24 protein-coding genes are annotated in these 23,706 nt (G+C 69.6%); 23 read left to right on the top strand and 1 reads right to left on the bottom strand.

The annotated features are described in order from the left end of the window. The first annotated feature begins 20 nt into the window (after positions 1 to 20). From VHR41_15035 to chrA, 23 genes are all read left to right on the top strand, one after another. Positions 21 to 1,142, top strand: a complete 1,122-nt coding sequence (locus tag VHR41_15035; GenBank protein ID HEX3235512.1) for a glycosyltransferase family 4 protein — start codon at positions 21 to 23, stop codon at positions 1,140 to 1,142. A 16-nt stretch (positions 1,143 to 1,158) separates the two neighbouring features. Beyond that, positions 1,159 to 1,473 (top strand): HPF/RaiA family ribosome-associated protein, encoded by a 315-nt coding sequence (locus tag VHR41_15030; protein HEX3235511.1) that lies wholly within the window; start codon positions 1,159 to 1,161, stop codon positions 1,471 to 1,473. After that, a complete protein-coding gene (gene hprK, locus VHR41_15025) occupies positions 1,473 to 2,435 on the top strand; it encodes an HPr(Ser) kinase/phosphatase (GenBank protein HEX3235510.1) in 963 nt (320 codons plus the stop codon). The genes VHR41_15030 and hprK overlap by 1 nt, the downstream gene beginning before the upstream one ends. Beyond that, complete coding sequence (locus VHR41_15020; GenBank protein HEX3235509.1) at positions 2,428 to 2,802, top strand: hypothetical protein; 375 nt, start codon at positions 2,428 to 2,430, stop codon at positions 2,800 to 2,802. Before hprK ends, VHR41_15020 begins: the two co-directional genes overlap by 8 nt. Continuing rightward, positions 2,802 to 3,278, top strand: coding sequence for a PTS sugar transporter subunit IIB (locus VHR41_15015; protein ID HEX3235508.1), 477 nt, complete (start codon positions 2,802 to 2,804; stop codon positions 3,276 to 3,278). The genes VHR41_15020 and VHR41_15015 overlap by 1 nt, the downstream gene beginning before the upstream one ends. Continuing rightward, entirely contained in the window at positions 3,275 to 3,955 is a 681-nt protein-coding gene (locus tag VHR41_15010; protein HEX3235507.1) for a PTS sugar transporter subunit IIC, read from the top strand. Before VHR41_15015 ends, VHR41_15010 begins: the two co-directional genes overlap by 4 nt. Beyond that, complete coding sequence (locus VHR41_15005) at positions 3,952 to 4,686, top strand: PTS system mannose/fructose/sorbose family transporter subunit IID (protein HEX3235506.1); 735 nt, start codon at positions 3,952 to 3,954, stop codon at positions 4,684 to 4,686. The genes VHR41_15010 and VHR41_15005 overlap by 4 nt, the downstream gene beginning before the upstream one ends. Further along, entirely contained in the window at positions 4,683 to 4,949 is a 267-nt protein-coding gene (locus VHR41_15000) for an HPr family phosphocarrier protein (protein HEX3235505.1), read from the top strand. The genes VHR41_15005 and VHR41_15000 overlap by 4 nt, the downstream gene beginning before the upstream one ends. 2 nt (positions 4,950 to 4,951) lie before the next feature. Continuing rightward, the gene (gene ptsP, locus VHR41_14995; protein ID HEX3235504.1) at positions 4,952 to 6,763 is read left to right on the top strand and encodes a phosphoenolpyruvate--protein phosphotransferase; all 1,812 of its coding nucleotides are present in this window, start codon (positions 4,952 to 4,954) and stop codon (positions 6,761 to 6,763) included. A gap of 41 nt (positions 6,764 to 6,804) precedes the next feature. Then, complete coding sequence (gene metK, locus VHR41_14990; protein HEX3235503.1) at positions 6,805 to 8,040, top strand: methionine adenosyltransferase; 1,236 nt, start codon at positions 6,805 to 6,807, stop codon at positions 8,038 to 8,040. Between the two features lie 7 nt (positions 8,041 to 8,047). Further along, positions 8,048 to 9,391 (top strand): adenosylhomocysteinase, encoded by a 1,344-nt coding sequence (gene ahcY, locus VHR41_14985; GenBank protein ID HEX3235502.1) that lies wholly within the window; start codon positions 8,048 to 8,050, stop codon positions 9,389 to 9,391. Between the two features lie 4 nt (positions 9,392 to 9,395). Further along, positions 9,396 to 9,887, top strand: coding sequence for a bifunctional nuclease family protein (locus VHR41_14980; protein HEX3235501.1), 492 nt, complete (start codon positions 9,396 to 9,398; stop codon positions 9,885 to 9,887). A gap of 91 nt (positions 9,888 to 9,978) precedes the next feature. Then, entirely contained in the window at positions 9,979 to 10,998 is a 1,020-nt protein-coding gene (locus VHR41_14975) for a hypothetical protein (protein ID HEX3235500.1), read from the top strand. Next, complete coding sequence (locus tag VHR41_14970) at positions 10,995 to 11,900, top strand: helical backbone metal receptor (protein ID HEX3235499.1); 906 nt, start codon at positions 10,995 to 10,997, stop codon at positions 11,898 to 11,900. Before VHR41_14975 ends, VHR41_14970 begins: the two co-directional genes overlap by 4 nt. Next, positions 11,897 to 12,871: an iron ABC transporter permease gene (locus VHR41_14965; protein HEX3235498.1), complete on the top strand. Its 975-nt coding sequence runs from the start codon at positions 11,897 to 11,899 to the stop codon at positions 12,869 to 12,871. Before VHR41_14970 ends, VHR41_14965 begins: the two co-directional genes overlap by 4 nt. Further along, positions 12,868 to 13,677 (top strand): ABC transporter ATP-binding protein, encoded by an 810-nt coding sequence (locus VHR41_14960; GenBank protein ID HEX3235497.1) that lies wholly within the window; start codon positions 12,868 to 12,870, stop codon positions 13,675 to 13,677. Before VHR41_14965 ends, VHR41_14960 begins: the two co-directional genes overlap by 4 nt. A gap of 43 nt (positions 13,678 to 13,720) precedes the next feature. Then, positions 13,721 to 14,770 (top strand): hypothetical protein, encoded by a 1,050-nt coding sequence (locus tag VHR41_14955; protein HEX3235496.1) that lies wholly within the window; start codon positions 13,721 to 13,723, stop codon positions 14,768 to 14,770. Between the two features lie 4 nt (positions 14,771 to 14,774). Then, complete coding sequence (recO, locus tag VHR41_14950; GenBank protein ID HEX3235495.1) at positions 14,775 to 15,536, top strand: DNA repair protein RecO; 762 nt, start codon at positions 14,775 to 14,777, stop codon at positions 15,534 to 15,536. Then, the gene (selB, locus tag VHR41_14945; protein HEX3235494.1) at positions 15,533 to 17,371 is read left to right on the top strand and encodes a selenocysteine-specific translation elongation factor; all 1,839 of its coding nucleotides are present in this window, start codon (positions 15,533 to 15,535) and stop codon (positions 17,369 to 17,371) included. The genes recO and selB overlap by 4 nt, the downstream gene beginning before the upstream one ends. Before the next feature lie 103 nt (positions 17,372 to 17,474). Further along, complete coding sequence (locus VHR41_14940; protein HEX3235493.1) at positions 17,475 to 17,909, top strand: T9SS type A sorting domain-containing protein; 435 nt, start codon at positions 17,475 to 17,477, stop codon at positions 17,907 to 17,909. 118 nt (positions 17,910 to 18,027) lie between these two features. Beyond that, a complete protein-coding gene (gene clpB, locus VHR41_14935) occupies positions 18,028 to 20,655 on the top strand; it encodes an ATP-dependent chaperone ClpB (GenBank protein HEX3235492.1) in 2,628 nt (875 codons plus the stop codon). Further along, positions 20,648 to 21,124 carry a tRNA adenosine(34) deaminase TadA gene (gene tadA, locus VHR41_14930; protein HEX3235491.1) on the top strand — a complete coding sequence of 159 codons (477 nt, stop codon included), beginning with the start codon at positions 20,648 to 20,650 and terminating at the stop codon, positions 21,122 to 21,124. The genes clpB and tadA overlap by 8 nt, the downstream gene beginning before the upstream one ends. A 47-nt stretch (positions 21,125 to 21,171) precedes the next feature. Beyond that, complete coding sequence (gene chrA / locus VHR41_14925; protein HEX3235490.1) at positions 21,172 to 22,347, top strand: chromate efflux transporter; 1,176 nt, start codon at positions 21,172 to 21,174, stop codon at positions 22,345 to 22,347. A 120-nt stretch (positions 22,348 to 22,467) separates the two neighbouring features. Here chrA and VHR41_14920 read toward each other — a convergent pair whose 3' ends face one another. Further along, positions 22,468 to 23,370 carry a hypothetical protein gene (locus VHR41_14920; GenBank protein ID HEX3235489.1) on the bottom strand — a complete coding sequence of 301 codons (903 nt, stop codon included), beginning with the start codon at positions 23,368 to 23,370 and terminating at the stop codon, positions 22,468 to 22,470. Positions 23,371 to 23,706 lie beyond the last annotated feature (336 nt).

The raw sequence follows: 23,706 nt of genomic DNA, 5'->3' as shown, positions 1-23,706 counted from the left end.
ACCCGGCGCGCCGACCGCCGATGAACGTTCTGGTCGTCAACTGGCAGGACCGCCTGAATCCGCAAGCGGGCGGCGCGGAGATCCATCTCTTCGAGATCTTCTCCCGGCTGGCGGCGCGGGGGCACCAGGTGCGCCTGGTCTGTTCCGGTTGGGGCCTGGCCCCGGCCCGAGCGTGGGTCGATGGTGTGGATGTGCTTCGGGTGGGCGGACGCAACAGCTTCGCGCTCCGCGGGCGAGGCGCTGTCCGGGCCGCGCTGCGCGAGCGACGCCCCGATATCCTGGTGGAGGACATCAACAAGCTCCCGCTCTTCCTGGCCGGTGTCACCAACTTGCCCTTCTGTGCGATCGTTCCCCACCTGTTCGGCGAGACCGCGTTCCAGGAGGCGTCCTGGCCGATCGCGGCGACGGTGTGGGCGGCGGAACGGCCGCTGGCGCGGGCCTATCGTCACGCGGCGTTCCACGCGATCAGTGAGAGCACCCGTGACGATCTGGTAAGACGCGGGGTGCCGCCCGGCCGAGTGCGAGTGATCCATCCCGGGGTGGACGCTGTCCACTACGCGCCCGATCCGGCGGTCCCCCGGACGGCGGCGCCCAGCTTCTTGTACGTGGGACGGCTGAAGCGTTATAAAGGAATAGGGCTCGCCATCCAAGCGCTGGCCGTGAGCCGCCGGCTGCGCCCCGACCTCCGGCTCGACATCGCTGGCGCCGGCAACCATGGTCCGGAGCTCAAGCGCCTGGCCGCCAGCCTGGGAGTGGCCGACGCGGTAACCTTCCATGGGTTCGTCAGCGACGCCGAAAAGCTGGCGCTGCTCAGAAGCTGCTGGGCCAACGTCTTTCCGTCGCCCAAGGAGGGCTGGGGCATCACGGTCGTGGAGGCGGCCGCGTGCGGCACTCTCTCGCTGGCCTCCGACAGCCCCGGGCTGCGCGACTCGGTGCGGCATGGAGAGACCGGGTTCCTGGTGCCGCACGGCGACGTGGCGGCGCTGAGCGCCCGAATGCTGGAGCTGGCGAGCGCGCCCGCGCTGGTCGAGCGGCTGGGCCGAGCCGCCCGGACGTTCGCAAAAGGGCTGACCTGGGATCGCACCGCGGACATGACTGAGCGTCATCTCGAAGACATCATCGCCGGCTCGGCGCTGGGCTGAGTCAGGAGGAGGCACTATGCAGACCACGATCACCGCCCGCCACTGCGAAATCTCCGACGGACTGCGGGAGCGCACCCAGACGATCGTGGATCGGCTGGGGAGCATGGCCCCCCGGGCGATGGAGTCGACCGTCGTGTTCGACGCGGAGGGAACCCAGCAGACGGTGGAGGTGCGGCTGCACGTGGCCGGTGGCGAGACCCTGGTGGCCCGGGGCGAGGGAGCCGATCATCGTAGCGCGCTGGACCGCGCGGAAGAGCGGCTCCGCCGCCAGCTGGAGCGCGCGTCCACCCGCCCCCGGCGCTCCCGCCCCTCCGAGCCCAAGCCCTCCTGATGCTCCGACTCCGCGATTTCGTCTCCCGGCGGGGTGACCCGCTCCAGCTCGAGGCCCTGACCGGGGACCTCGGGCTGGACCGCCAGTTGCCGGAAGCCGAAGTCGCGAGCCCGGGCCTGGCGCTGGCCGGCTACACCGGCCGGTTCGCCCCCAACCGTATCCATGTCTTCGGCGAGACCGAGATCACCTATCTCAACTCCCTGGCCGCGGAGGAGCGGCAGTCGACCCTCACCAAGTTCTTCGGGTTCGACCTTCCCTGCATCTTCGTCACCAAGGGGCTGGAGGTGCCGGCCGAGCTGCTCGAGCTGGCCCGGGGGCGCGGCGTGCCGGTGCTCCGGACCAAGCTCAAGACCGCGGAGTTCTACCGCCGGGTGAAGCCGATTGTGGAAGAAGCCTTCGCCCCGCGCACCACGCTGCACGGGTCGCTGGCGGATGTGTACGGCGTCGGGCTCCTCTTCATCGGCCGCTCCGGGATCGGCAAGAGCGAGTGCGTGCTCGATCTGGTCGAGCGTGGGCACCGGCTCGTTGCCGACGACGTGGTGCAGGTGACCCGCCGGGGCAACGACGTGCTGATCGGCCGAGGACACGAGCTCGCGGCACACCACATGGAGATCCGGGGCATCGGGCTGATCGACATCCCGGCGCTGTTCGGCGTCCGCTCGGTGCGGCAGCAGAAGCGGATCGAGGTGGTGGTCCAGTTGGACGACTGGGAGACCGCCCGTGACACCGACCGGACCGGCCTCGCCCGGGAGGAGACCATGATTCTGGACGTCGCGGTGCCGCGAGTCGTGGTGCCGCTCAATCCGGGAAAGAACATCACGGTGATCTCGGAGGTGGTCGCGATGATGCACCTCCTGCGCTACTCCGGGGTGGACGTGGCCGCGGCGTTCAACCAGCGGCTGATCAAGCGGATGAAGGAGCAACGCGGGGTGCGTGAGTATCTCCAGGAAGACTATGAGTGAGTCGCTCCGCGGCGTGGTGGTCTGCCATGGGGCGCTGGCCAAGGCGCTGGTCGATGCGGCGGTGCAGATCAGCGGCGTCGCCGACGCGCTCACCCCGGTGTCCAACACCGGCTGTGACCGTGGCACCCTGGAGGACCGGGTCGCCGGGGCGGTGGACCATGGCCCGGCCATCGTCTTCGTCGACCTGGCCAGTGGCTCCTGCCTGTTCGCGGTGCTGAACCGGCTCCGCGCAATGGACGGCGTCAAGGTCGTGACCGGCGTGAACCTCGCCATGCTGGTCGATTTCGTCTTCCACCGCGCGCTCCCGCCCGATGAGGCCGCGAGCCGGGCGGCCGCCGCCGGCGCCAAGGGTATCCGGATCCCCTGATGGCGATCGTGCTGTGCCGGGTGGACGACCGGCTGGTGCATGGCCAGGTGGTCATCGGCTGGGGTCGGCCGCTGGGCATCGACCTCATCGTGCTGGTCGACGACACCGTGGCCGCGAGCCCCTGGGAGCAGGAGCTCTACCGGATGGCGCTCTCCCCGGAGATCGAGATCCGGTTCGTCACGCTGGCCGACGCGTCGGCCCTGCTGCCCGAGCTCAGCTCCAACGGACGGCGGGGACTGATCCTGACCGGCGACGTCGAGACCATGGGCGCGCTCCACACCGCCAACCCGGTGGCGGTTCACCGGATCAACCTTGGCGGCATCCACCACCGGCCGGGCCGGCGGGAGCGGCTCCCCTATCTGTATCTGACCGACGACGAGCTGCGCCGCCTGTTCGCCATCGAGGCGGCCGGTGCCGACGTCTCCGCCCAGGACCTGCCGACCACGGCGGCGGTGGCGCTCAGGTCGCTGCCATGAGCGAGCTGCCACTGCACGCGGCCGGCCTCCTGGTGCTCTGGGGCGCTCTGGTCGCGCTCGACCTGGTGAGCGTTCCCCAGGCGATGCTCTCCCGGCCGCTGGTCGCGGGAACCGTGGCGGGTTGGCTGGTGGGCGACCTCGAAGCCGGCCTCAGGGTCGGAGTGCTGCTGGAGCTCTTCGCGCTCGACGTGCTCCCAATTGGGGCGGTGCGCTACCCTGACTACGGACCGGCCACGGTGGCCGCCGCGACCCTCGCCGCCGGCGCTCCCTGGGAGCTGGGCCTGGGGCTGAGCGTCACCCTCGGCCTGCTGCTGGCCGTGCTCGGCGGGTGGACGTTGCAGCTCGTGCGGCGGTCGAATGCGCGGGCGATTCAACAGCACGCCGCCGCGCTGGCCGCCGGGGAGAGCCGGGCGATCCGCCGGCTGCAGTACGGGGCGCTGCTGCGCGACGCCGCGCGCGGAGCGGGCCTCACGCTCCTGGGACTCGCCCTCGCATCGGGCATGACCCGTTACGTGCACCTGGACCGGCGCACCGCGGTGGGCCTCACCCTCGTCGTGATCGGCGCGGGCATCTCCGCCGCCGCCGGCGGCGCGGTCCGGAGCGCGGGCCGGGGCGCTCGACTCAAATGGCTGCTGGCGGGCGTCGCCGCCGGCATCCTGCTGGCGGTGCTGCGGTGACCGGCGGCTGGCGGGCGCTGCTCCGGCTCTTCGCCGTGCAGGGGACCTGGAACTACGAGCGCATGCTCGGCGTCGGCATAGGCTACGCGGCGGAGCCGCTGCTGGAGGACCTCAAGACCGTGGATCCGGTGCGGCACAGCGAGGCCGTGGTCCGGTCGACCGAGTTCTTCAACTGCAACCCCAACCTCGCCGGACTCGCGCTCGGCGCCACCGTCCGGGCGGAGTACGAGGCGGTCCCCGGCGACCAGATCGACCGGCTGCGCCGGGCGCTCTGCAGCCCGCTCGGCGCCATGGGGGATGAGCTGTTCTGGGCCGGGCTGGTACCGGCACTGGTCGGTGCTGCCCTGGTGGCGGCCGTCCTGGGCGCCGGCTGGTGGGCCATCGCCGGTCTCCTGCTCGGCTACAACCTGCTCCGGCTCGGCACCGCGGTCTGGGCGCTTCGCACCGGGTTCGACTCGGGCATGCGGGTGGGCGCGGCCATCGGTGGCTCCTGGGTTCCGCGCGCCATCGAGCGGATCGGCCCGGTAGCGGGATTCACCATCGGGGCGGCGGTACCGGTGGTGGCGGGCTGGTATCTCACCGGTTTCGGCTGGGCGGGCGGGGTCGGCGCGCTGGCCGTGGCTGTGGTGGGCGCGGCCGTGACCCGCTGGTACGGCACTGCGCTCACCACGGTGCGGTTCGCTTTGCTCGCCGTGGCGCTGCTGCTGTTCTTCCGGTGGGTCGGACTGTGATCGAGCGAGAAGCCACCATCGTGAACCGCGACGGGTTGCACGCCCGCCCGGCCGCGAGAATCGTGCGCCTGGCCAGCAGCTTCAACTCCGAGGTGGAGCTCGCCAAGGATGGAGTGGGGGTCAACGGGAAGAGCATTATGGGCGTGATGATGCTCGCGGCGGAATGCGGCAGCTCGATCATCATCCGGGCCGATGGCCCGGATGCCGCGCAGGCCGTGGAGGCACTCGCGAAGCTGGTGGCCAGCGGATTCGGAGAGGAGTGACCATGACTCGCGCACTTCGAGGAATCGGCGTCTCGCCAGGGGTGGTCTGCGCCCCGGCTTTCGTCGTGCGCTGGGAATTTCCCGACGTTCCCGACCGGGCCGTCCGCCCCGACCAGGTCGACGCCGAGGTGCGCCGCCTGCACGAGGCAGTGGAGTACGTCGTTTCCCACCTCACCGAGCTGGGCGAACGGGTGCTCCAGCGCGCCGGCCCCGAGGAGTCCCGCATCTTCGACGCCCAGATCCTCATGGCGCAGGATCGGGATTTCCTCGCCTCCGTCGAGACCCTGATCCGGAACAACCAGCTCAGCGCCGAGACCGCCTACGAATTCAAGGCACTGGAATTCCGGAACCACTGGGCCGGGGCCGCCCGCTTGAGGGAGCGGCTGGCCGACCTCAACGCCATTCAGCTCCGGATGCTCTCGCACCTGATGGGACGCTCGGCGCACGAGCTGTGGTCCATCCCCGCGGACGAGCAGGTGATCGTGGTGGCCCAGGAGATCTCCCCCGGACTCACCGTGCAGCTCGACCGCGAGCACGTGGTCGGGCTGGTGAGCGAGGAGGGCACCCGCACCGCCCACGCCGCCATCCTGGCGCACTCCCTCGGCATCCCGGCGGTCATGGGCGCGGTCGGCGCACTCGCCCAGATCCCCGGCGGCACGATGCTGCTGCTCGATGGGCAGAGCGGCACGATCATCCTCGACCCCACCCGCGACGAGCTGGACGATGCCAAGACACAGGTGAGCCGCCGGAGCCGCCTGGAGCTGCAGCTCGAGGCGGTGGTCGAAGCACCTGCGGTGACGCCCGATGGGCGCGAGATCCAGCTCATGGGCAACGTCGACCTGCCGGAGGAGATCGAGCAGGCCGTCCGCTTCGGCGCCCAGGGGGTTGGCCTGCTGCGGACCGAGTTCCTCCTCACCGGCCGCGCCACGCTGCCGACCGAGGACGAGCAGACCGACTACTTCCGCCGGGTCGCATCCGCTTTTCGCGACCATCCGATCGTGATCCGCAGCTACGATCTCGGCGGCGACAAGTTCCCAGTGGCGTTCAAAACCTCGGCGGAGGCCAACCCGTTCCTGGGCTGGCGCTCGATCCGGGTCTGCCTGGATGAGCCCGAGGTATTCCGGCCCCAGCTGCGCGCGGTGCTGCGCGCGGCCGCCGGCCGCGATATCCGCCTCATGCTGCCGCTGGTCACTTTGGTGGAGGAGGTGGAGGAGGCCAGGGCGATGATGGAGGAGGAGGCGGCCGCCCTCAAGGCGGCTGGGATCCGGGCGGCGGAGTCCGTGCCGGTAGGCGTCATGATCGAGACCCCGGCGGCCGTGCTGATCGCCGACCGGCTGGCCGAGGTGAGCGCCTTCTTCAGCGTGGGGACCAACGATCTCACCCAGTACACCATGGCGGTGGATCGTGGGAACGCGCGACTGGCCGACCGGTTCACCCCTCACCACCCCTCGATCGTGCGCCAGCTCCAGCAGGTGCTCGCCGTGGGCCGTGCAGCGGGTGTGCCGGTGAGCGTCTGCGGCGAGATGGCGTCGGAGGCGTTGAGCGCCGTGCTGCTGATCGGTCTGGGATACGACCAGTTGAGCGTCTCGCCGCCCGCGCTGCCCTTGGTCAAATGGGTGGTGCGAACCGTGCCCGAGCCGGCCGCGCGGCAGGCGGCCGAGTCCGCCCTCTCGGCCGCGAGCTCGAGCGACGTTTCCGAAGCGCTCCGCAGCGTGGTCGGGGAATACATCGACGTCCGCCTGCTCGATCCCAATTCGGCGTTGCCCGGGCGGGGACGGGTGGCTACCTTGCCAGCCGGCAAGCCGGCGTCCTGACGGGCGCTCTGCCTCTCTCTCACCCACGGAACCCGCTAGCCATGGCCGCTTCCAAGCGTCACGTCTTCACGTCCGAATCCGTCACCGAAGGCCACCCCGACAAGGTCGCCGATCAGATCTCCGATGCGGTCCTGGACGCCATCCTCTCGCGGGACCCGGCCGGGCGGGTGGCCTGTGAGACCCTGGTGACGACGGGTATGGCCGTGGTGGCAGGCGAGATCACTACCAAGACCTACGTCCACATTCCCGACCTGGTCCGCCGGACGGTGGAAGCGATCGGCTACACCGACGCCACTTACGGGATGGATGGCCGCACCTGCGCGGTGCTGACGTCGATCGACCGCCAGTCGGCCGATATCGCCATGGGGGTGGACTCGGACGAGAGCAAGCTGCAGGGCGCCGGCGACCAGGGGATGATGTTCGGCTACGCCACCAGCGAGACCCGGGAGCGCATGCCACTCCCGATCATGCTGGCGCACCGGATCGTGGAGCGGCTCGCGGCCGTGCGGAAGGGACTCAACGGCCACCGGCCGATCGAATGGCTCCGCCCCGACGGGAAGTCGCAGGTCAGCGTGGAATACGAGAACGATCGCCCGGTGGCGGTGCGCACTGTCGTAGTCAGCACCCAGCACGCCGAGCGCAACGGCTCCCGCCAGTTGGCCCAGAGCACCATCCGCGAGGGAGTGGTGGAGGAGGTCATCAAGCCGGTGCTGGAGGCGGCACGGATCGACTACCGGCGCACCAAATTCCTGATCAATCCGACCGGTCGGTTCGTCATCGGCGGTCCTCACGGCGACGCGGGGCTCACCGGGCGCAAGATCATCGTGGACACCTACGGCGGCATGGCACGCCACGGTGGTGGCGCATTCAGCGGGAAAGACCCCTCCAAGGTCGATCGCTCGGCGGCCTACGCCGCGCGCTGGGTGGCCAAGAACATCGTCGAGGCCAAGCTGGCCCGCCGATGCGAGGTGCAGATCGCCTACGCCATCGGCGTGGCCCAGCCGGTCTCGATCATGGTCCAGACTTTCGGCACCGGAGTGATGCCCGACGCCCGGCTGGAGAAGATCGTGGATCAGGTATTCGACCTGACGCCGAAAGGGATCATTGACGTGCTCAAGCTCAAACGGCCAATTTACAGGCAGACGGCGAGCTACGGACACTTCGGCCGCAAGCCCTTCACCGGCCTGTACAAGGGTGATGGGAAAGAGATGAAGGTCGACTATTTCACCTGGGAGCGTACCGACCGCGTGAGGGATCTGCTGTCGGCCGCCCGTTGAGGAGCGCATGAGCGTCCACACCGACACCGTATCGCACGACATCAAGTCCATCGCGCTGGCCGACGAGGGGAAGCGCCGGACGGAATGGTCCGAGCGCTCCATGCCGGTGCTCCGGCAGATCCGCGCCCGCTTCGGTAAGGAGCAGCCGCTCAAGGGGCTCAAGCTCTCGGCCTGTCTCCACGTCACCACCGAAACGGCCAATCTGATGGCCACGCTGCGGGCGGCCGGTGCCGAGATCGCGCTCTGCGCCTCCAATCCGCTCTCCACCCAGGACGACGTGGCGGCGCACCTGGTGCGGGACCATGGGGTCCACGTGTACGCCATCAAGGGCGAAGGGCACGAGACCTACTACACCCACATCGCGCAGGCGCTCGCGTTCGGGCCCGACATGACCCAGGACGACGGTGCCGACCTGGTGGGCTCGCTCCACATGATCGCGCTCAACCGGCTGGATGACCTGGCCCCGCCGATCCGGAAGTGGGTGGAAGGCCTGTCGGCGGCCGAGCGCCAGGCGCTGGTCGGCGCGGTGCGGGGATCGACCGAGGAGACCACGACCGGCGTCATCCGTCTCAAAGCGATGGCCAAGGAGGGCATCCTCCAGTTCCCCATCGTCGCGGTGAACGACTCCAACACCAAGCACATGTTCGACAACCGCTACGGCACCGGCCAGTCGACGCTGGACGGCATCGTCCGCGCCACCAACCTGCTGCTCGCGGGGAGCACCGTGGTGGTGGCCGGCTACGGGTGGTGCGGCCGAGGTGTGGCCAGCCGTGCACGAGGAGCGGGGGCCCACGTCATCGTGACGGAAGTCGATCCTCTGCCGGCGCTGGAGGCGCGGATGGATGGCTTCCAGGTCATGCCGATGGCCGACGCGGCGCCGCTGGGCGATCTCTTCGTCACCCTCACCGGCAATCTTCACGTGGTCCGGCCGGAGCACTTTGCCCGCATGAAGGACGGCGCCATCGTGGCCAACTCCGGGCACTTCAACGTCGAGTTGGACCTCGAAGGGCTCGGCCGGATCGCCAGCGAGCGGCGGGAAGTGCGCAACATGGTCGAGGAGTTCGTGGTGAAGGGCAAGCGGATCATGGTGCTGGGCGAGGGGCGGCTGATCAATCTTGCCGCTGCCGAAGGGCACCCGGCCAGCGTCATGGACATGTCCTTCGCCAACCAGGCGCTGGCCGCGGAGCTGCTGGCCAAGGAATGGAAGAGCTTGAGCAAGGCGGTCCACCGGCTGCCGGTCTCGGTGGATCAGGAGATCGCGCGACTCAAGCTTCAGAGCATGGGGATCGCCATCGACACCCTCACGCCCGAGCAGGCAGAATACCTGGCGAGCTGGGACGCCGGCACGTAACGGTATGATCGAAGTGACGGTGGCGCACCTGGGCCTGGACCGCACGACCAACACACCGGTCGTGATCCTCCGGGAGAAAGACGGCACCCGGGTGCTCCCCATCTGGATCGGCCCCGCGGAGGCCAGCGCCATCGCGATGGAGCTCCAGGGCATGAAGGCGCAGCGCCCGCTGACCCACGATCTACTCAAGCAGATCCTGGTCGGCCTCGGCGGCGACCTCCGCCGCGTGGTCATCAGCGCGGTCAAGGAGAACACCTACTTCGCCGAGCTCCTCATCCGGCGCGAAGACCATGTCTTCCAGGTGGATGCGCGGCCCTCGGACAGTATCGCGCTCGCGCTTCGGATGCGGGCGCCGATCTTCACCAGCGACCAGCTGCTGGACCAGAGCGGAGTCGAGACCGACGAGCCCTCTCCCGATCCCTCGCTCGAGGCCGACAAGCTCAAAGACTACCTCGAGAAGATGGACCCGCAGGATTTCGGCAAGTTCAATCCGTAGGCTCTTCGTCACACTGCTGCTCGGACTGGGCGGGGCACGGCCGGCAGCGGCGCAGACCCCGGCCCCCTCGACCCTGGTGGCGGGATCGGTCGTGGTCCCCCACGAACGGGACACCACCCGGCTCGCCGGCGCGCGCGTGCTGCTCCACCGGGTCGGCCGGCAGCTCCAGGGAGCCGTCGATTCCACCCGCGCCGATGCGCGGGGCCGCTTCCGCTTCCGCTTCCGCGCCGACACCACCGCCATCTACCTGCTGAGCGCGCGGTATGGCGGAATCGAATACTTCTCCACCCCCGTCCATACCAACCCCGCCCGTCCCGACACCGCCATCGCCCTGGCGGTGTACGACACCTCCAGCTCGGCGCCGGTCACCCTGGAAGCCCGGCACATCGTGGTGCCGCGGCCCAGCGAAAATGGGTCGCGCGCGGTGCTGGATCTGGTCGTGCTGCTCAACTCGGGCCTCCGGGCCCGGGTGGCGCCGGATAGCCTGCGGGCCTCCTGGAGCCTGCCGCTGCCGGCCGCCAGCACCGGTCTCGAGCTGGGCGAGAGCGATGTCTCTCCCGAGGCCGTCCGCCGCCAGCACGACTCCGCGCTAGTCTCCGCGCCGATTGCGCCGGGACAGAAACAGCTCTCCCTTGAGTATCTGATCCCACCGGGTCGCCCGGTGGTCGACTTCCCCATCGGGCGCACCGGCGGGCGAGTCAACCTGCTGGTGGAAGAGCGCGGCGCTACGGTGTCCGGCGGCACGCTGGCATTGGCCGACAGCCAGGTCATCGAAGGCCGATCGTTCCTCCGCTGGACCGGCGTGGTGCCGCCAGGCGGCTCCGTACGCCTTCACCTGCCCCTGCTGCCCCGTACCCCGGTCACCCTGCTGGCCGGCCTGGTGGCCGCGGTCGGGCTAACGCTCGTGCTGGCGGCCTGGCGGATTCTCCGTCAGCCCGCCCCGGCGCCAGCGCTGGAGCCGGCACTCGACGCCATCGCCATGCTGGACGCGCGCTACGCCGGCAAGGAGCAGGAGACCCCCACCGAGGAGTGGCAGCGGTATCAGTCCGAGCGGGCCCGGCTCAAGGACGAGCTGGCATCGTCCCTGGCGAACCGGAGCGGGGCACGGTGAGCAGGTCTCTCGCGCTTCGCGTTCTCGGGCTCGGCGCGGTGGCCGCGGGGCTGGTCCTGGGTCTCGCCTCCGGCGGGTGCCGCGCCGCCTCGCGGCCCACGGGCTCGCTTCGGCTGGTGGACGACGCAGGCGACACTGTGACGGTGCCCGCGCCGGCCCACCGAATCGCCTCGCTGATCCCGGCCACCACCGAGCTCCTCTTCGCCATCGGGGCAGGGGAGGCGCTAGTCGGGCGTACCACCTGGTGTGACTATCCGCCGGCGGCCGCCGCAGTCACCAATCTCGGGGATGGGATCAATCCCAATCTCGAGGCCATCCTCGCGGTCCATCCCGATCTGGTCATCCTCTACAACTCCGCCCAGAACGCGCCGGCCGCGACGCGGCTCCGGCGGCTCGGCGTCGCGGCACTCCGGCTCAACACCGACGCCTTGAGTGATGTGGGGCGCGTCGGCCGACTGCTGGGACGCTTCACCGGCCACATGCGCGGCGCCGATTCGGTCATCGCCGTGTTCGACACCGCACTCGCTGCGGCGGCGCCTCGAGTCAGCGGACCCCGGCCCAAGGTGCTCCTCCTGGTATGGGAGCAGCCGCCGATGACCATCGGCCAGAGTTTCCTGAACGAGCTGGTGGAGCGCGCGGGCGGCAGGAACCTCTTTGCCGATCTTCGGAAGACCGCCGGCACGGTCAGCATCGAAGCCGTGGCGGTGAGAGATCCCGATCTCATCCTGACCACCACCGACGGGCCGCCGTCGTTTGCCACGCGACCCGAGTGGCAAGTGGTCCGGGCGGTCCGGGAGCACCATTTCCTCAGGATCACCGGGTCGGAGTTCAACCGGCCGAGTCCGCGGGCGCCGGTGGCGGTGCGGGAGCTGGCGGCGCGCATCCGGAGCGCATCCCGGTGAGCGGCCCGCGCGTCGCGCTGCTGGCCCTGCTGGTAGCCGCGTGCCTGGTGATCGGACTCGGCGCGGGTACGGTGCCGCTCTCGCTTGGCGAGGTCTGGGCCGGCCTCCACCGGCCGGATGCCCAGGCGAGCGTCATCGTGCGCGAGCTCCGGGCGCCCCGGGTGCTGCTCGCCTTCCTCGTCGGCGGGAGCCTCGCGGTGTGCGGCGCCGCCCTACAGGCGATGATCCGAAATCCTCTGGCCGAGCCGTACCTGCTGGGACTCTCCGGCGGCGCGGGCCTCGGCGCGGTGCTGGCCATCGCGAGCCGCGCGGCGGGTCCCTGGGCTGTGCCGCTCGCCGCCTTTCTCGGCGCGCTCGCCGCCGTGGCCCTGGTCTACCGGCTGAGCCTGGTGGCGGGTCACCGGCTGGACCCGCGGGTGCTGTTGCTCTCGGGCGTGGTGGTGGGAGCATTCGCCGGAGCGCTCATGAGCGCCATCATCGTGGTCTCCGATTCCGCCACCACCCGGAACGCGTTTCTCTGGCTGTTGGGTGGCTTCGGTGCCGCCTCCTGGCAGGCGCTGGCGGTGTTCGCCAGCTACGCCGTGCCGCCGCTGATCGTGATCGGACTGAGCGCGCGGGGTCTGGACCTGATCGCCCTGGGCGAGGAGCCGGCGCATCACCTCGGAGCGGAGGTCGAGCGCACCCGGCGGCTGGTGTATCTCTGCACCGCGCTGCTCACGGCCGCGAGCGTGGCGGCCTGTGGGATCATCGGATTCGTCGGGCTCGTCGTGCCCCACGCGGTCCGCATGGTCTCCCGCCCGATCCATCGCACCCTGCTGCCGATCGCGTTCGTGGCCGGCGGCTGCTTCCTGGTCCTCTCCGACGTCGTATCGCGCACCGTGGTGCGGCCACTGGAGCTCCCCGTCGGGGTGATCACGGCGCTGGTCGGCGTTCCCTTGTTCGCGCTGCTGTTGCGGAGAACGCTGGCGTGATCCTGGAAGCACGGGACCTTACGGTGCGCTATGGCCCGTCTCCCCACCTTGCGCTGGAGGGCGTGAGCTGCGCGGTGGCTGGTGCCCGGCTGGTCGCGGTGGTGGGGCCCAACGGCAGCGGGAAGACGACCCTGGTCCGCGCACTCTCGGGACTGCTGCCGCTGGAGCAGGGGACCGTGCTGGTCGAGGGCCGCCCGCTGCGGGAATGGCGCCGGGGTGAGCTGGCGCGCATCGTCGCGGTCGTTCCGCAGCGGGAGGAGGTGGCGTTTCCACTCCTGGTGCAGGAGACCGTGATGTTGGGGCGCTACGCCAGACTGGGGCCGTGGTCCGCGCCCGGCGCGGCCGATCGGGCGGCAGTCCACTCCGCGCTCGAGCGATGCGACGTCGTGGAGCTGGCGGACCGGTCCACCGATTCGCTGTCCGGCGGGGAGTGGCAGCGGGTGCGGGTCGCGCGGGCACTGGCCCAGGAGCCGCGCGCCCTGGTGCTCGACGAGCCGACCGCCTCCCTCGACGTGCGGCACGAGATGGAGCTGTTCGAGCTGATCCGGCGGCTGGTGGATGGCGGACTCGCCGGCTTGGTCATCACCCATCACCTCAATCTCGCCGCCCGCTTCGCCGATCACATGCTCCTGCTGAGCGGCGGGCAGGTGGTGGCGGAGGGCATGCCGCGGGCCGTGCTCACGCGGGAGACGTTGGGGCGGGTCTTCCAGTGGCCGGTCGCGGTCACCACCTGGGCGGACGGCTCGCCCCAGGTGGTACCGCTCCGCACGGGTGAGTCACCCGAGGGAGACCTCCCTCCCGAGTGAGACCTGGCCGCACCCTCCCCGATACCCCCATCTTTCAGATCCCATGAGTCACCCACGGTGGTCCACGCTCCCGCTCAGCGTCGCTCTCCTCGCCGGCTGCGCCGATACCAACGCGCCGCTGCCGGAGCCGCAGGAGGTGCTGCTCGCCGTGAACCGGACGGCCAACACGCTCAGCATCGTGCCGGTGGATGATCCGTCCTCGGCGGCGTCGGTGCCGCTCGGCGGGACCGGGTCTACCCCCACCGGGGTCTCCGCTCGCGGGGCCATGGCCATCGTGCCACTCGGGCTGGCCGATGCGGTGGCCGTGGTGGACCTCCGGACGCGGGCGGTGGTCCGGCGGGTGGCGTTGCCGGACAGCTCCGGCGCGACCGGCTCGGCGGTCATCGACGACTCGATCGCTTACGTGGCCAATCCCAACCTCAACAGCGTCTCGCGGGTGAACTACCTCGAGGGTACCACCGCGGAGCTGGTGGTGGGCCGCCACCCGCGAGGGCTGATCTTCACCCGGGGCAGGCTGTTCGTCCTGAGCGGCAAGCTGGACGATACGCTGGTCACCATAGGGCCGGGCTGGCTCAGCGTGGTCGACCCGGCGAGCAACAAGCTGGCCTCCGGCCGCGACTCGATTCCGCTCACTGGGCCGGGGAACGCGGGGTTCGCCACGGTTGCCGTGAACGGTCTCATGTACGTCATGAGCACGGGCAGCTCCAACCAGGACGAAGGGCGGCTCTCGATCGTGGATCCGGTGGCCCGGGTCGAGACCGCCAGCTTCTCCGGCTTCGGCGCCAACCCCGGCAGCGTCGCCGCCGATGCCGATTCCAAGGTCTACGCCAGCTCCTACGTCGAGGGGCTGCTGGTGTTCGACACCGACAGCAACAAGGTGGTGCGCGGGGCGGGCGACGGCGTGCCGATCCCCTCCAATTCGGCCGTGGCGGTGGACAGCCGAAACCGGATCTACGCCATCGAAGCTGGTCCGTGCCGGGCCGGAAGGCCGGGGAAGGCTCACGTCCTGGGCCCCGACCTGGCCGAGCTGCGGACCATCACCCTGGGAGATTGCCCCTCCGGCGCGGCCGTGGTGCAGATCCCCCCGGAGTAAGCCGATGCCCCTGGTGACCACTCGCGCGATCGTGCTTTCGACGGTGCGCTACAGCGAGACCTCGAAGGTGGTGCGCCTGGCCACCCGGGAGCTCGGGGTCCAGAATGCGATCGCCAAGGGCGCGCTGCGACCCAGGAGTCGGTTCGGGGCCGCCCTCCAGGTCCTCAGCGAGGGGCAGGCTCAGTTTCTCACCAAAGAGCACCGCGAGCTGCACGTGCTCACCGCGTTCGACCTGACCCACCTTTTCCATGGCCTCGCCTCCGATCTCGAGCGGTACGCCACCGCTTCGGCCCTGGCTGAAGTGATGCTCCGCTTTGCCCCGGCGGACCGGCATCCCGAGAGCTTCGATCTGTTTCGTGATGCGCTGGCACGGCTGGAGACCGCGCCGAGGGGGGAGGTCGAGGCGCTCGGCTTCCGCAGCCTCTGGCATCTGGTGAGCGTGCTCGGCTTCGCTCCGTCGCTCGATGCCTGCATCCGTGACGGGACTCGGCTGCTCCCGTCAGGGCCGCTCGCCTTCAACGCCAGAGAAGGCGGAGCGCTCTGCTCCACCTGCGCCGCGCAGGTCGGCGCCACCCAGCTTCCCGAGCAGGCGCGTGCGGATCTCGTTGCTCTGCTGGATCCCGAGGCACCGCTTCCGCTGCTGGACGCAAAGCACGCGGCGGCGCACCGGCGGCTCCTGGCCCGCTACATCCGTCATCATCTCGCGGAGGAGGCCGAGCTTCCGGCCCTCGAGTTCTGGACCCGCCGATCCTGGGCCGCCGCATGATCGTGGGCACGGCGGGCCACATCGACCACGGGAAGTCGGCCCTGATCACGGCGCTGACCGGCCGGCCGATGGACCGGCTGGCGGAGGAGCGCCGGCGCGGCATCACGATCGACCTCAACTTTGCGCCCCTGCCGCTCGGGGCCGATCTGGTGGCGGGTGTGGTCGATGTACCCGGGCACGAAGACTTCGTGCGCACCATGGTGGCAGGCGCGTCGGGGATCGACCTGGCGCTGCTGGTGGTGGCGGCGGACGAAGGGATCATGCCCCAGACGGTGGAGCATCTGACGGTGCTCGAGCAGCTCGGCATCCGCGCCGCGATCCCGGTGCTCACTAAGGCCGATCTGGTCGAGCCCGAGTGGCTCGAGCTGGTGATGGCGGAGGTCGCGCAGCGCTTGGCGTCCTCATCGGTCGGCTTCGAGGCTCCCATCGCCGTCTCTGCGAAGACGGGACAAGGGATCGAGGAGCTCCGCTCCCGCCTGGCCAGCCTGGCGGCGGAGCTGCCAGAGCGCTCGGTGGCCGATCTCTTCCGGCTGCCAGTCGACCGTGCCTTCTCGGTCGCGGGCGTCGGCACGGTGGTCACCGGCACGGTCTGGTCCGGCCGCGTCGCCATGGGTGATCCGGTGCTGCTGCTGCCTTCCGGCTTGGAGGGGAAGGTGCGCTCGATCGAATCCTACGGCTGCTCCCTCGCCCGGAGTGAGCCCGGCGCCCGCACCGCGCTCGGTATCGCGGGGATCGAGCGCAGCGATGTGCAGCGGGGCGCGATGGTAGTCACGCCCGGCTCGGCGTGGCTTCCTGCCAGCGCGCTCGATGTGGAGATCACGCTCCAGCCGGACGCGCCTCGTCCATTGGTCAACCGGACCCGGGTACGCTTCCATCTGGGGACGGCGGAAGCGATGGCCCGGGTCATACCACGCGCGTCCATCGAGCCCGGCGGCAGCGGCCTCGCGCGGGTCAGGCTGGAGGAGCCACTGGTGGCCCGGGGCGAGGATCGCTTCGTGCTCCGGAGCTACAGCCCGGTGACCACGATCGGCGGCGGCCGGGTGCTGGATCCCCAGCCTCCTGGCCGACGAAGCACCTGGCCCGTGGCGCTCGCTTCCCGGCGCCCTGCCGAGCGACTCGGCGCGTTGCTCGAGCGGCATCCCGGCGGCATACCGGTGGCGGCGCTCCCGATCATACTTGGAGTCCCGCGTGGCGCGGCGGAGAGCGCCGCCCGGGAGGCATCGTCGCGGCGGGTGGGGGAGCTCTGGCTTGGCGCGGGAGTGGTCGAGGCGATCGCCGCGCGGGCACTGGAGGTCCTCAAGGCGTATCATCGCTCACATCCGAGCGATCGCGGCATGCCGCTGGAGACGCTGCGCCGGTCGCTCGACGGGTCCGAGTCGCTGGTTGAAGCGGCGCTCGCCGAGCTGTCCGCCCCCGGTCGGATTCGGATCTTCGAGGGGCTGGCCGCGCTGGCGGGCTTCGCACCGCGGGTCGCCGGTGGGGAGGAGGAGATCGACCGGATCGTCGGCCTCGTCGAGGCCGCCCACCTGAGCCCGCCGAGTCTGGCCGAGCTCCAGCGCCAGAGCGGACGGGCCGACGTGGGCGCGGTACTGCGGCTGGCCGCGGCCAGCGGCCGAGTCGAGGCCGTGGAGCGCGACCGCTATTACGCCCGGGGGGCACTCGACCACTTTCGCCAGACGCTGGTGGAGCTGGGGCACGCTGGGGACATCGTGCCGGCTGCGCTGCGCGACCGGCTGGGGATCAGCCGGAAGTACCTGATCCCGCTGCTCGAATGGGCCGACGGCCGGGGCATCACCGTCAGAGTGGGAGACGTGAGGCATCTTCGGAACGCTTGACACCCCGACTCGGCCGCCGCCATCTTCCCTGTACATACCCGTCTTGCGCTCCGACATCGCGGAGGTGCTTACCGTTCGACAACTTGTGTGAAGAGGAGCGCCCATGGTCCGGATGGTGCGGCCGGGGTGGTGGCTCGGGCTACTGGTTGGGGTGGGCTCCCCGGTGGCTGCACAGGCGAACGTTTCACCGCCGCGCGTCGAGCTGAAGGAGAACTACCCCAATCCATTTTTCCCGGCGACGACGATCCCGTTCACGATCGATCCCGAAGTCTGTACCGGGGGACGTCAGCCGGTGGTGAGCCTGAAGATCTACAACGTGCTGGTACAGGTGGTGGCGGTGCCCAGGTTGGGCGGGTCGTCGGAGCGGTTGGACAGTCTCGCGCTCAAATGCGGGGAATACCTCGCCTACTGGGATGGGAAGTACCTGGACGGTAAGCGAGAGGCCACCCCTGGGGTGTACTACTACCAGCTCACCGTCGACGGCGAGCGGTATACCCGGAAAATGATCGCCCAGCGGAAGGTCACCAGCCAGCAGTAAACGAGGGATAGCCTTCCGGGCTATCCCTCTTCCGTTGTGCCGGGGCTGACTGCCAGATCGGCAGAGATTCCAGGTACGGTGGTTGCCCTCGGGGGCCGCACCTAACACGAGGCTCTGCATGATTCGACCAGAACGACTGACCCTGAAGGCCCAGGAAGCCTTCCGCGATGCCGGCGAGGCCGCCCGGCAGCGGGGGAATCCTGTCGTCAATGATGCCCATCTGTTTGCCGCGCTGCTGGCCCAACCCGAAGGCGTCGTTCAGCCGCTGCTGCAGAAGGCCGGGCTCAACGTCACGGCGCTGTCGCAAGCCACCGACCGAGAAATCGCCCGATTCCCCACTCAGGCCGGCGGCGGGGGGGAGCCCACGTTCAGCCGCGAAGTGCAGCGGGTATTCGACCGGGCCGAGGCGGAGGCCCGGCAGTTGGGTGACCAGTACGTCTCGACCGAGCACCTGCTGCTCGCGCTGGCCGACGAGAAGGGCACCACCGCACGCTCGCTCTTGAGCGAGCAGAACGTGTCGGCAGATCATCTCCGCGCGGCGCTGCAGGAGGTGCGCGGCTCCCACCGGGTGACCGATCAATCGCCAGAGGAGAAGTACCAGGCGCTCGAGCGCTACACCCGGAACCTCACCGACATGGCCCGCAACGGGAAGCTGGACCCGGTCATCGGCCGTGACGAAGAAGTGCGCCGGGTGATGCAGGTGCTCTCCCGCCGGACCAAGAACAATCCGGTCCTGATCGGGGAGCCGGGAGTCGGCAAGACGGCGATTGTCGAGGGGCTGGCGCAGCGGATCGTGAACGGCGACGTCCCCGAGTCGCTGCGCAATCGCGAGCTGGTGGCGCTCGACATCGGGCAGCTGCTGGCGGGCGCCAAGTACCGGGGCGAGTTCGAGGAGCGGCTCAAGTCGGTGGTGAAGGAGCTGACCGAGGCGAAGGGCAGGTACATCACCTTCATCGACGAGCTGCACACCATCGTGGGCGCGGGCGCGGCCGAGGGCGCTGTGGACGCCAGCAACATGCTGAAGCCTCCGCTCGCGCGGGGCGAGCTGCACGTGATCGGCGCCACCACGCTGGACGAGTACCGTAAGCACGTGGAGAAGGATCCCGCGCTCGAGCGCCGGTTTCAGCCGGTGCTGGTGGGTGAGCCGAGCGTGAGCGACACCATCGCGATCCTCCGCGGCCTCAAGGAGAAGTACGAGGTGCATCACGGCGTTCGCATCACCGACAACGCGCTGGTGGCAGCGGCAACGCTGTCCGATCGCTATATCGGCGACCGCTTCCTGCCCGACAAGGCGATCGACCTGGTGGACGAGGCAGCCAGCCGGCTGCGGATCGAGATCGACAGTCTCCCCCAGGAGATCGACGAGGTAGAACGCCGCATCGTTCAGCTGCAGATCGAGCGCCAGGCGCTGCTCAAGGAGAAGGATCGCGCCGGCAAGGAGCGCCGCGAGGCGGTGGAGCAGGAGATCGCCCGGCTGCAGGAGCAGAGCGCGGGCATGAAGGCCCAGTGGCAGTCGGAAAAGCAGGCGATCAGCGAGATCCAGCGGATCAAGTCCGAGGTGGAGGGGCTCCGCGGTGAAGTCGATCAGGCCACCCGCCGGGGCGATCTACAACGCGCGGCCGAGCTGCGGTATGGCCGGATCCCCGAGCTGGAGCGGAAGCTGGACGAGGACCAGCGCCGGCTCCAGGAGGTCCAGGCCAAGGCCAAGTACCTCAAGGAGGAAGTGGACGCGGAAGACATCGCCGAGATCGTGGCCAAGTGGACCGGCATTCCGGTCTCTAAGATGTTGGAGAGCGAGCGCGAGCGGCTCACCCGGCTGGAGGCGGAGCTGGGACTCCGCGTCATCGGCCAGCGCCTTGCCGTCACCGCGGTGGCGAACGCCGTGCGCCGGAGCCGGGCGGGTCTGGGCGACGTCAACCGGCCCACCGGTTCGTTCATCTTTCTGGGCCCCACCGGCGTGGGCAAGACCGAGACGGCGCGCGCGCTGGCCGAGTTTCTGTTCGACGACGAGCGGGCGATGGTGCGCCTCGACATGTCGGAGTACATGGAGAAGCACTCCGTGGCGCGGATGATCGGCGCGCCGCCGGGCTACATCGGCTACGAAGAGGGCGGGCAGCTGACCGAAGCCGTTCGCCGGCGGCCGTACAGCGTAGTGCTGTTCGACGAGGTGGAGAAGGCGCATCCCGACGTGTTCAACGTCCTGCTGCAGATTCTGGACGACGGACGGCTCACCGACAGCCAGGGACGGCTGATTGACTTCCGCAACACGGTCATCATCATGACCAGCAACATCGGAAGCCAGTACATCGTGGACGCCGGAGCGCAGACAGGTGATGAGGCCTGGGCCCGGGTCGAGCAGCGGGTGCGGGACGAGCTGCGGAACCACTTCCGGCCCGAGTTCCTCAACCGGGTGGACGATATCATCGTCTTCCGTCCGCTCAGCCGCGAGGACCTGATCCAGATCGTGGACATCCAGTTGCGGCACCTCGATGCGCTGCTGGCCGCCCGGCACCTCAAGCTGGACGTGACCCCGGAAGCCCGGGAGCTGCTCGCCGTCCAGGGATACGACCCGGTCTACGGGGCCCGGCCGCTCAAGCGGGTCATTCAACGCGAGCTGCAGAATCCGATCGCGCTCGAGGTCCTGGAGGGCAACTTCCACGAAGGCGACACGATCAGGGTGGAGCGCGCGGGCGACCACCTCCGGCTGACGCGGGGCCTGGCGATGCCCGAGATGGCCAGTGCGTAGAGGGACGCCCTCTCCCAGCGACCTGACCGGAATGCAGGCCGCGCTGCGCCTGGCGCGGGCAGCGTCCGTGAGGGAAGAGGTGCCAATCGGCGCGGTGATCATCGCCGAGGGCGAGATCCTGGGCGAGGCGCACAACGAGACGGAACAGCGTCGGGACCCGACGGCGCACGCGGAGCTGTTGGCCCTGCACCGGGCGCTGACCAAGGTGGGGCAGGACCGGCTGCCGTTCGCCACGTTGTACGTGACGCTGGAGCCGTGTGCCCAGTGCGCCGGCGCGATGGTCCTCGCCAAGGTCGGCCGGGTCATCTTCGGCGCGTACGACTCGCGGGTGGGAATGGCCGGCTCGGTGTACGACCTGCTGCGCCATCCGCGGATGAATCACCGTCCCGAAGTGGTCGGCGGCCTCATGGCGGACGAGTGCGCCGATCTGCTCAAGCGGTTCTTCCAGAGCAGGCGGGAGGCGCTCTAGCGGGCGGTGGGTGGCGGCGAGGCTGTCGCGCCGAGCTCCACCGACCGATGACTCCGACTGGAAGGGGCCCCCTGATCCGCGAGCCGAGCCAGGAGCGCACCTCCCTCACGACCCTCGCTGGTCTCTTTCTCAAGCTCGGAACCGTCGCCTTCGGCGGGCCGGCCGCGCACATCGCGATGATGGAGGAGGAGGTCGTGCGCCGCCGGAGATGGCTGACCCGGGACGCGTTCCTCGACTACCTGGGCGCCACCAACCTCATCCCCGGGCCCAACTCCACCGAGCTGGCCATCCACATCGGCCACGCACGCGCCGGCTGGCCGGGACTCCTAGTGGCCGGCACCTGCTTCATTCTGCCGGCGGCGCTTATCGTCACCGCGATCGCCTGGGCCTACGTGCGGCTCGGCACACTCCCGGCCGCCGCCGGCGTGCTGTATGGGGTCAAGCCGGTGGTGATCGCTGTTATCGTCCAGGCACTCTGGGGACTGGGGCGGACCGCGCTCAAGACTCGCGCGCTGGTGATGCTCGGCGCCGTGGCCACGGTCGCGGCAGCGCTCGGAGTGCACGAGCTGGTTATTCTCGCGCTGGCGGGCGCGGTCATGGCCGGCGGTGCCCGCCTGCGCGACCGACCGGCGATGTCATCGACCGCGGCGTTCACGATGACCGGGATCGCCTCGGGATCGGCCGGCGCCACGCCGTTTGCGCTGTGGCCGCTCTTTGCGGTGTTCCTCAAGATAGGAGCGGTCCTCTTCGGCAGCGGCTACGTCCTGCTGGCGTTCCTGCGGGCGGACCTGGTGCAGCGGCTGGGCTGGCTCACCGAGCGCCAGCTGCTCGATGCGGTGGCCGTCGGACAGATCACCCCAGGCCCAGTATTCAGCACCGCCACCTTCATCGGCTTCGTGCTGGGCGGCACCCCCGGCGCGGCCGTCGCTACGGTCGGGATCTTTCTGCCGGCCTTCGTGTTCGTGGCGCTGAGCGGCCCACTGGTGCCCAGGCTGCGCCGCTCCTCGACGGCAGGCGCAGTGCTCGACGGGGTGAACGTCGCCTCGCTCGCGCTGATGGCGGTGGTCACCTGGGAACTGGCGAGGGCCGCGCTGGTCGATCCGCTTACCATCGCGATCGCACTTGTGAGCTGGGTGCTGCTGACGCGTTACCGGGTCAACTCGGCCTGGCTCGTGCTGGGAGGGGGGCTCGCTGGCGTGGCCCTGGGTCACGCAGCCACCTAGAAAGAACTCGAGCTCGGCATCATATGTTTGCCGACAGCATCGGCTTGCAGGGATAGCCTGGTTGGCGAGGCGGAGCTCCGTCCGCGGGCAGCGTGGGCCCCGCCGTCGCCGGCTGACAGCCTAAGGCGTCGAGAGTTTGAGCGTCACCAGAGAGCATCCGACCGCCGATGAGCAGGCCACGACTTCGACGCCCGTGTCCTGCAGCTCGGCGATCACATCACCGTTGGGGACCCCAGTGCTGTAGTTGAGCGCCGGCTGGCCGAAACCGATGGACCAGGTCCTGGGCGGCACCAAGGTGTCCGTTCCGACCAGGACGCCGGCCCCGGTCGTGGTCCCGTCGGCCGGCCCGTGGTAGACGAGCTGGGCCAGAACGGTGTCGCTCGAGCTGAAGTTGAGAATGCGAGCACCCGAGCCGTCGTTCGCCGTGTAGAGCTCGGCCTGGGCCGGAAAAGCCAATGCCAGCGAGAGGGTGGACGTGCCCGTGGCGAGACACTTGGAGCTGTACGGCTGGGTTGCATGTCCCCCCGGATTCAGCCAGAGCCCGGCATATCCTTGGGACGAGGACACACACTTGCCCTTGTTGTTGTTGCCCAGCCGGCCATCGCTGTAGTACAGCAAACAGTTCGGATTGTGGGGACCGTACTTGTGCCCCTGCGGGTCGGTCCACGTCCCGTTGGCTCCGCAGGTGCCCAGATTGTAGCGCGCGACGCCGGAGGTCTGGAACAGAAGAGGGGTGCTGAGCCCACCGCTGCCGGCGGTCCCGCTGTCCGAGGGCGTGAACACCGTGGTATCGACGGGCTGCGGGGTCGGCGTGGTGCCGTCCGGGTTGGGCCAGCCGCCGTTCGTCACCGGGTCGCTGCTCACCGGGTCGCCACCGGTCTGGTCTCCGCCACCGCCACCGGTACCACCGCCACCGATAATACCACCACCGCCACCCGGGTCCGTGAGGGTGCCGCTATCCTTGCCGCAGCCGCTCAGGGTGAGCAGCGCGAGTACCATCGCCGGCAGCAGCTTCCGCAGCATTCAGGACTCCGGGGGAGAGACGTTCATAGCCGTGGTCATCGGTTGCGGCTCGCATGAGGCAATCCGGGTGCCAACCTCCGGCCTCAGCCGTAGGTGGTTCAATTGACTGTAGATGGGAGCCGAGGGGCCGGGATCTCCTGATCCTTGCACGGGCGAAATGCGGGGCTGCCGGTTCTCCAGGGCCATGCTCGGCGCGTTCGCCGCCAGACTTGGCGCTGCGGGAGGCCGCTGCTGCAAAAGTCGACGGCGACGATGTAGACTTCCCGCCGGAACACAGCCGAATCGCATCAGGACAGGTGTCCGAGTGGCTGAAGGAGCCGGTCTCGAAAACCGGTA

This window comes from Gemmatimonadales bacterium, from assembly GCA_036265815.1.
Taxonomy (GTDB): Bacteria; Gemmatimonadota; Gemmatimonadetes; order Gemmatimonadales; family GWC2-71-9; genus CAVVWJ01.
The sequence above is the reverse complement of the archived record's forward strand: the minus strand, read 5'-3'. Positions and strand labels throughout refer to the sequence as shown.

Coding starts and splice junctions, on each gene's coding strand:
- VHR41_14980 (HEX3235501.1), top strand. CDS start 9,396: ATGATCGAAGTGACGGTGGCGCACCTGGGCCTGGACCGCACGACCAAC.
- metK (HEX3235503.1), top strand. CDS start 6,805: ATGGCCGCTTCCAAGCGTCACGTCTTCACGTCCGAATCCGTCACCGAA.
- chrA (HEX3235490.1), top strand. CDS start 21,172: ATGACTCCGACTGGAAGGGGCCCCCTGATCCGCGAGCCGAGCCAGGAG.
- VHR41_15030 (HEX3235511.1), top strand. CDS start 1,159: ATGCAGACCACGATCACCGCCCGCCACTGCGAAATCTCCGACGGACTG.
- VHR41_15015 (HEX3235508.1), top strand. CDS start 2,802: ATGGCGATCGTGCTGTGCCGGGTGGACGACCGGCTGGTGCATGGCCAG.
- clpB (HEX3235492.1), top strand. CDS start 18,028: ATGATTCGACCAGAACGACTGACCCTGAAGGCCCAGGAAGCCTTCCGC.
- VHR41_15020 (HEX3235509.1), top strand. CDS start 2,428: ATGAGTGAGTCGCTCCGCGGCGTGGTGGTCTGCCATGGGGCGCTGGCC.
- VHR41_14940 (HEX3235493.1), top strand. CDS start 17,475: ATGGTCCGGATGGTGCGGCCGGGGTGGTGGCTCGGGCTACTGGTTGGG.
- selB (HEX3235494.1), top strand. CDS start 15,533: ATGATCGTGGGCACGGCGGGCCACATCGACCACGGGAAGTCGGCCCTG.
- hprK (HEX3235510.1), top strand. CDS start 1,473: ATGCTCCGACTCCGCGATTTCGTCTCCCGGCGGGGTGACCCGCTCCAG.
- VHR41_14920 (HEX3235489.1), bottom strand. CDS start 23,370: ATGCTGCGGAAGCTGCTGCCGGCGATGGTACTCGCGCTGCTCACCCTG.
- ptsP (HEX3235504.1), top strand. CDS start 4,952: ATGACTCGCGCACTTCGAGGAATCGGCGTCTCGCCAGGGGTGGTCTGC.
- ahcY (HEX3235502.1), top strand. CDS start 8,048: ATGAGCGTCCACACCGACACCGTATCGCACGACATCAAGTCCATCGCG.
- VHR41_14955 (HEX3235496.1), top strand. CDS start 13,721: ATGAGTCACCCACGGTGGTCCACGCTCCCGCTCAGCGTCGCTCTCCTC.
- VHR41_15010 (HEX3235507.1), top strand. CDS start 3,275: ATGAGCGAGCTGCCACTGCACGCGGCCGGCCTCCTGGTGCTCTGGGGC.
- VHR41_15035 (HEX3235512.1), top strand. CDS start 21: ATGAACGTTCTGGTCGTCAACTGGCAGGACCGCCTGAATCCGCAAGCG.
- recO (HEX3235495.1), top strand. CDS start 14,775: ATGCCCCTGGTGACCACTCGCGCGATCGTGCTTTCGACGGTGCGCTAC.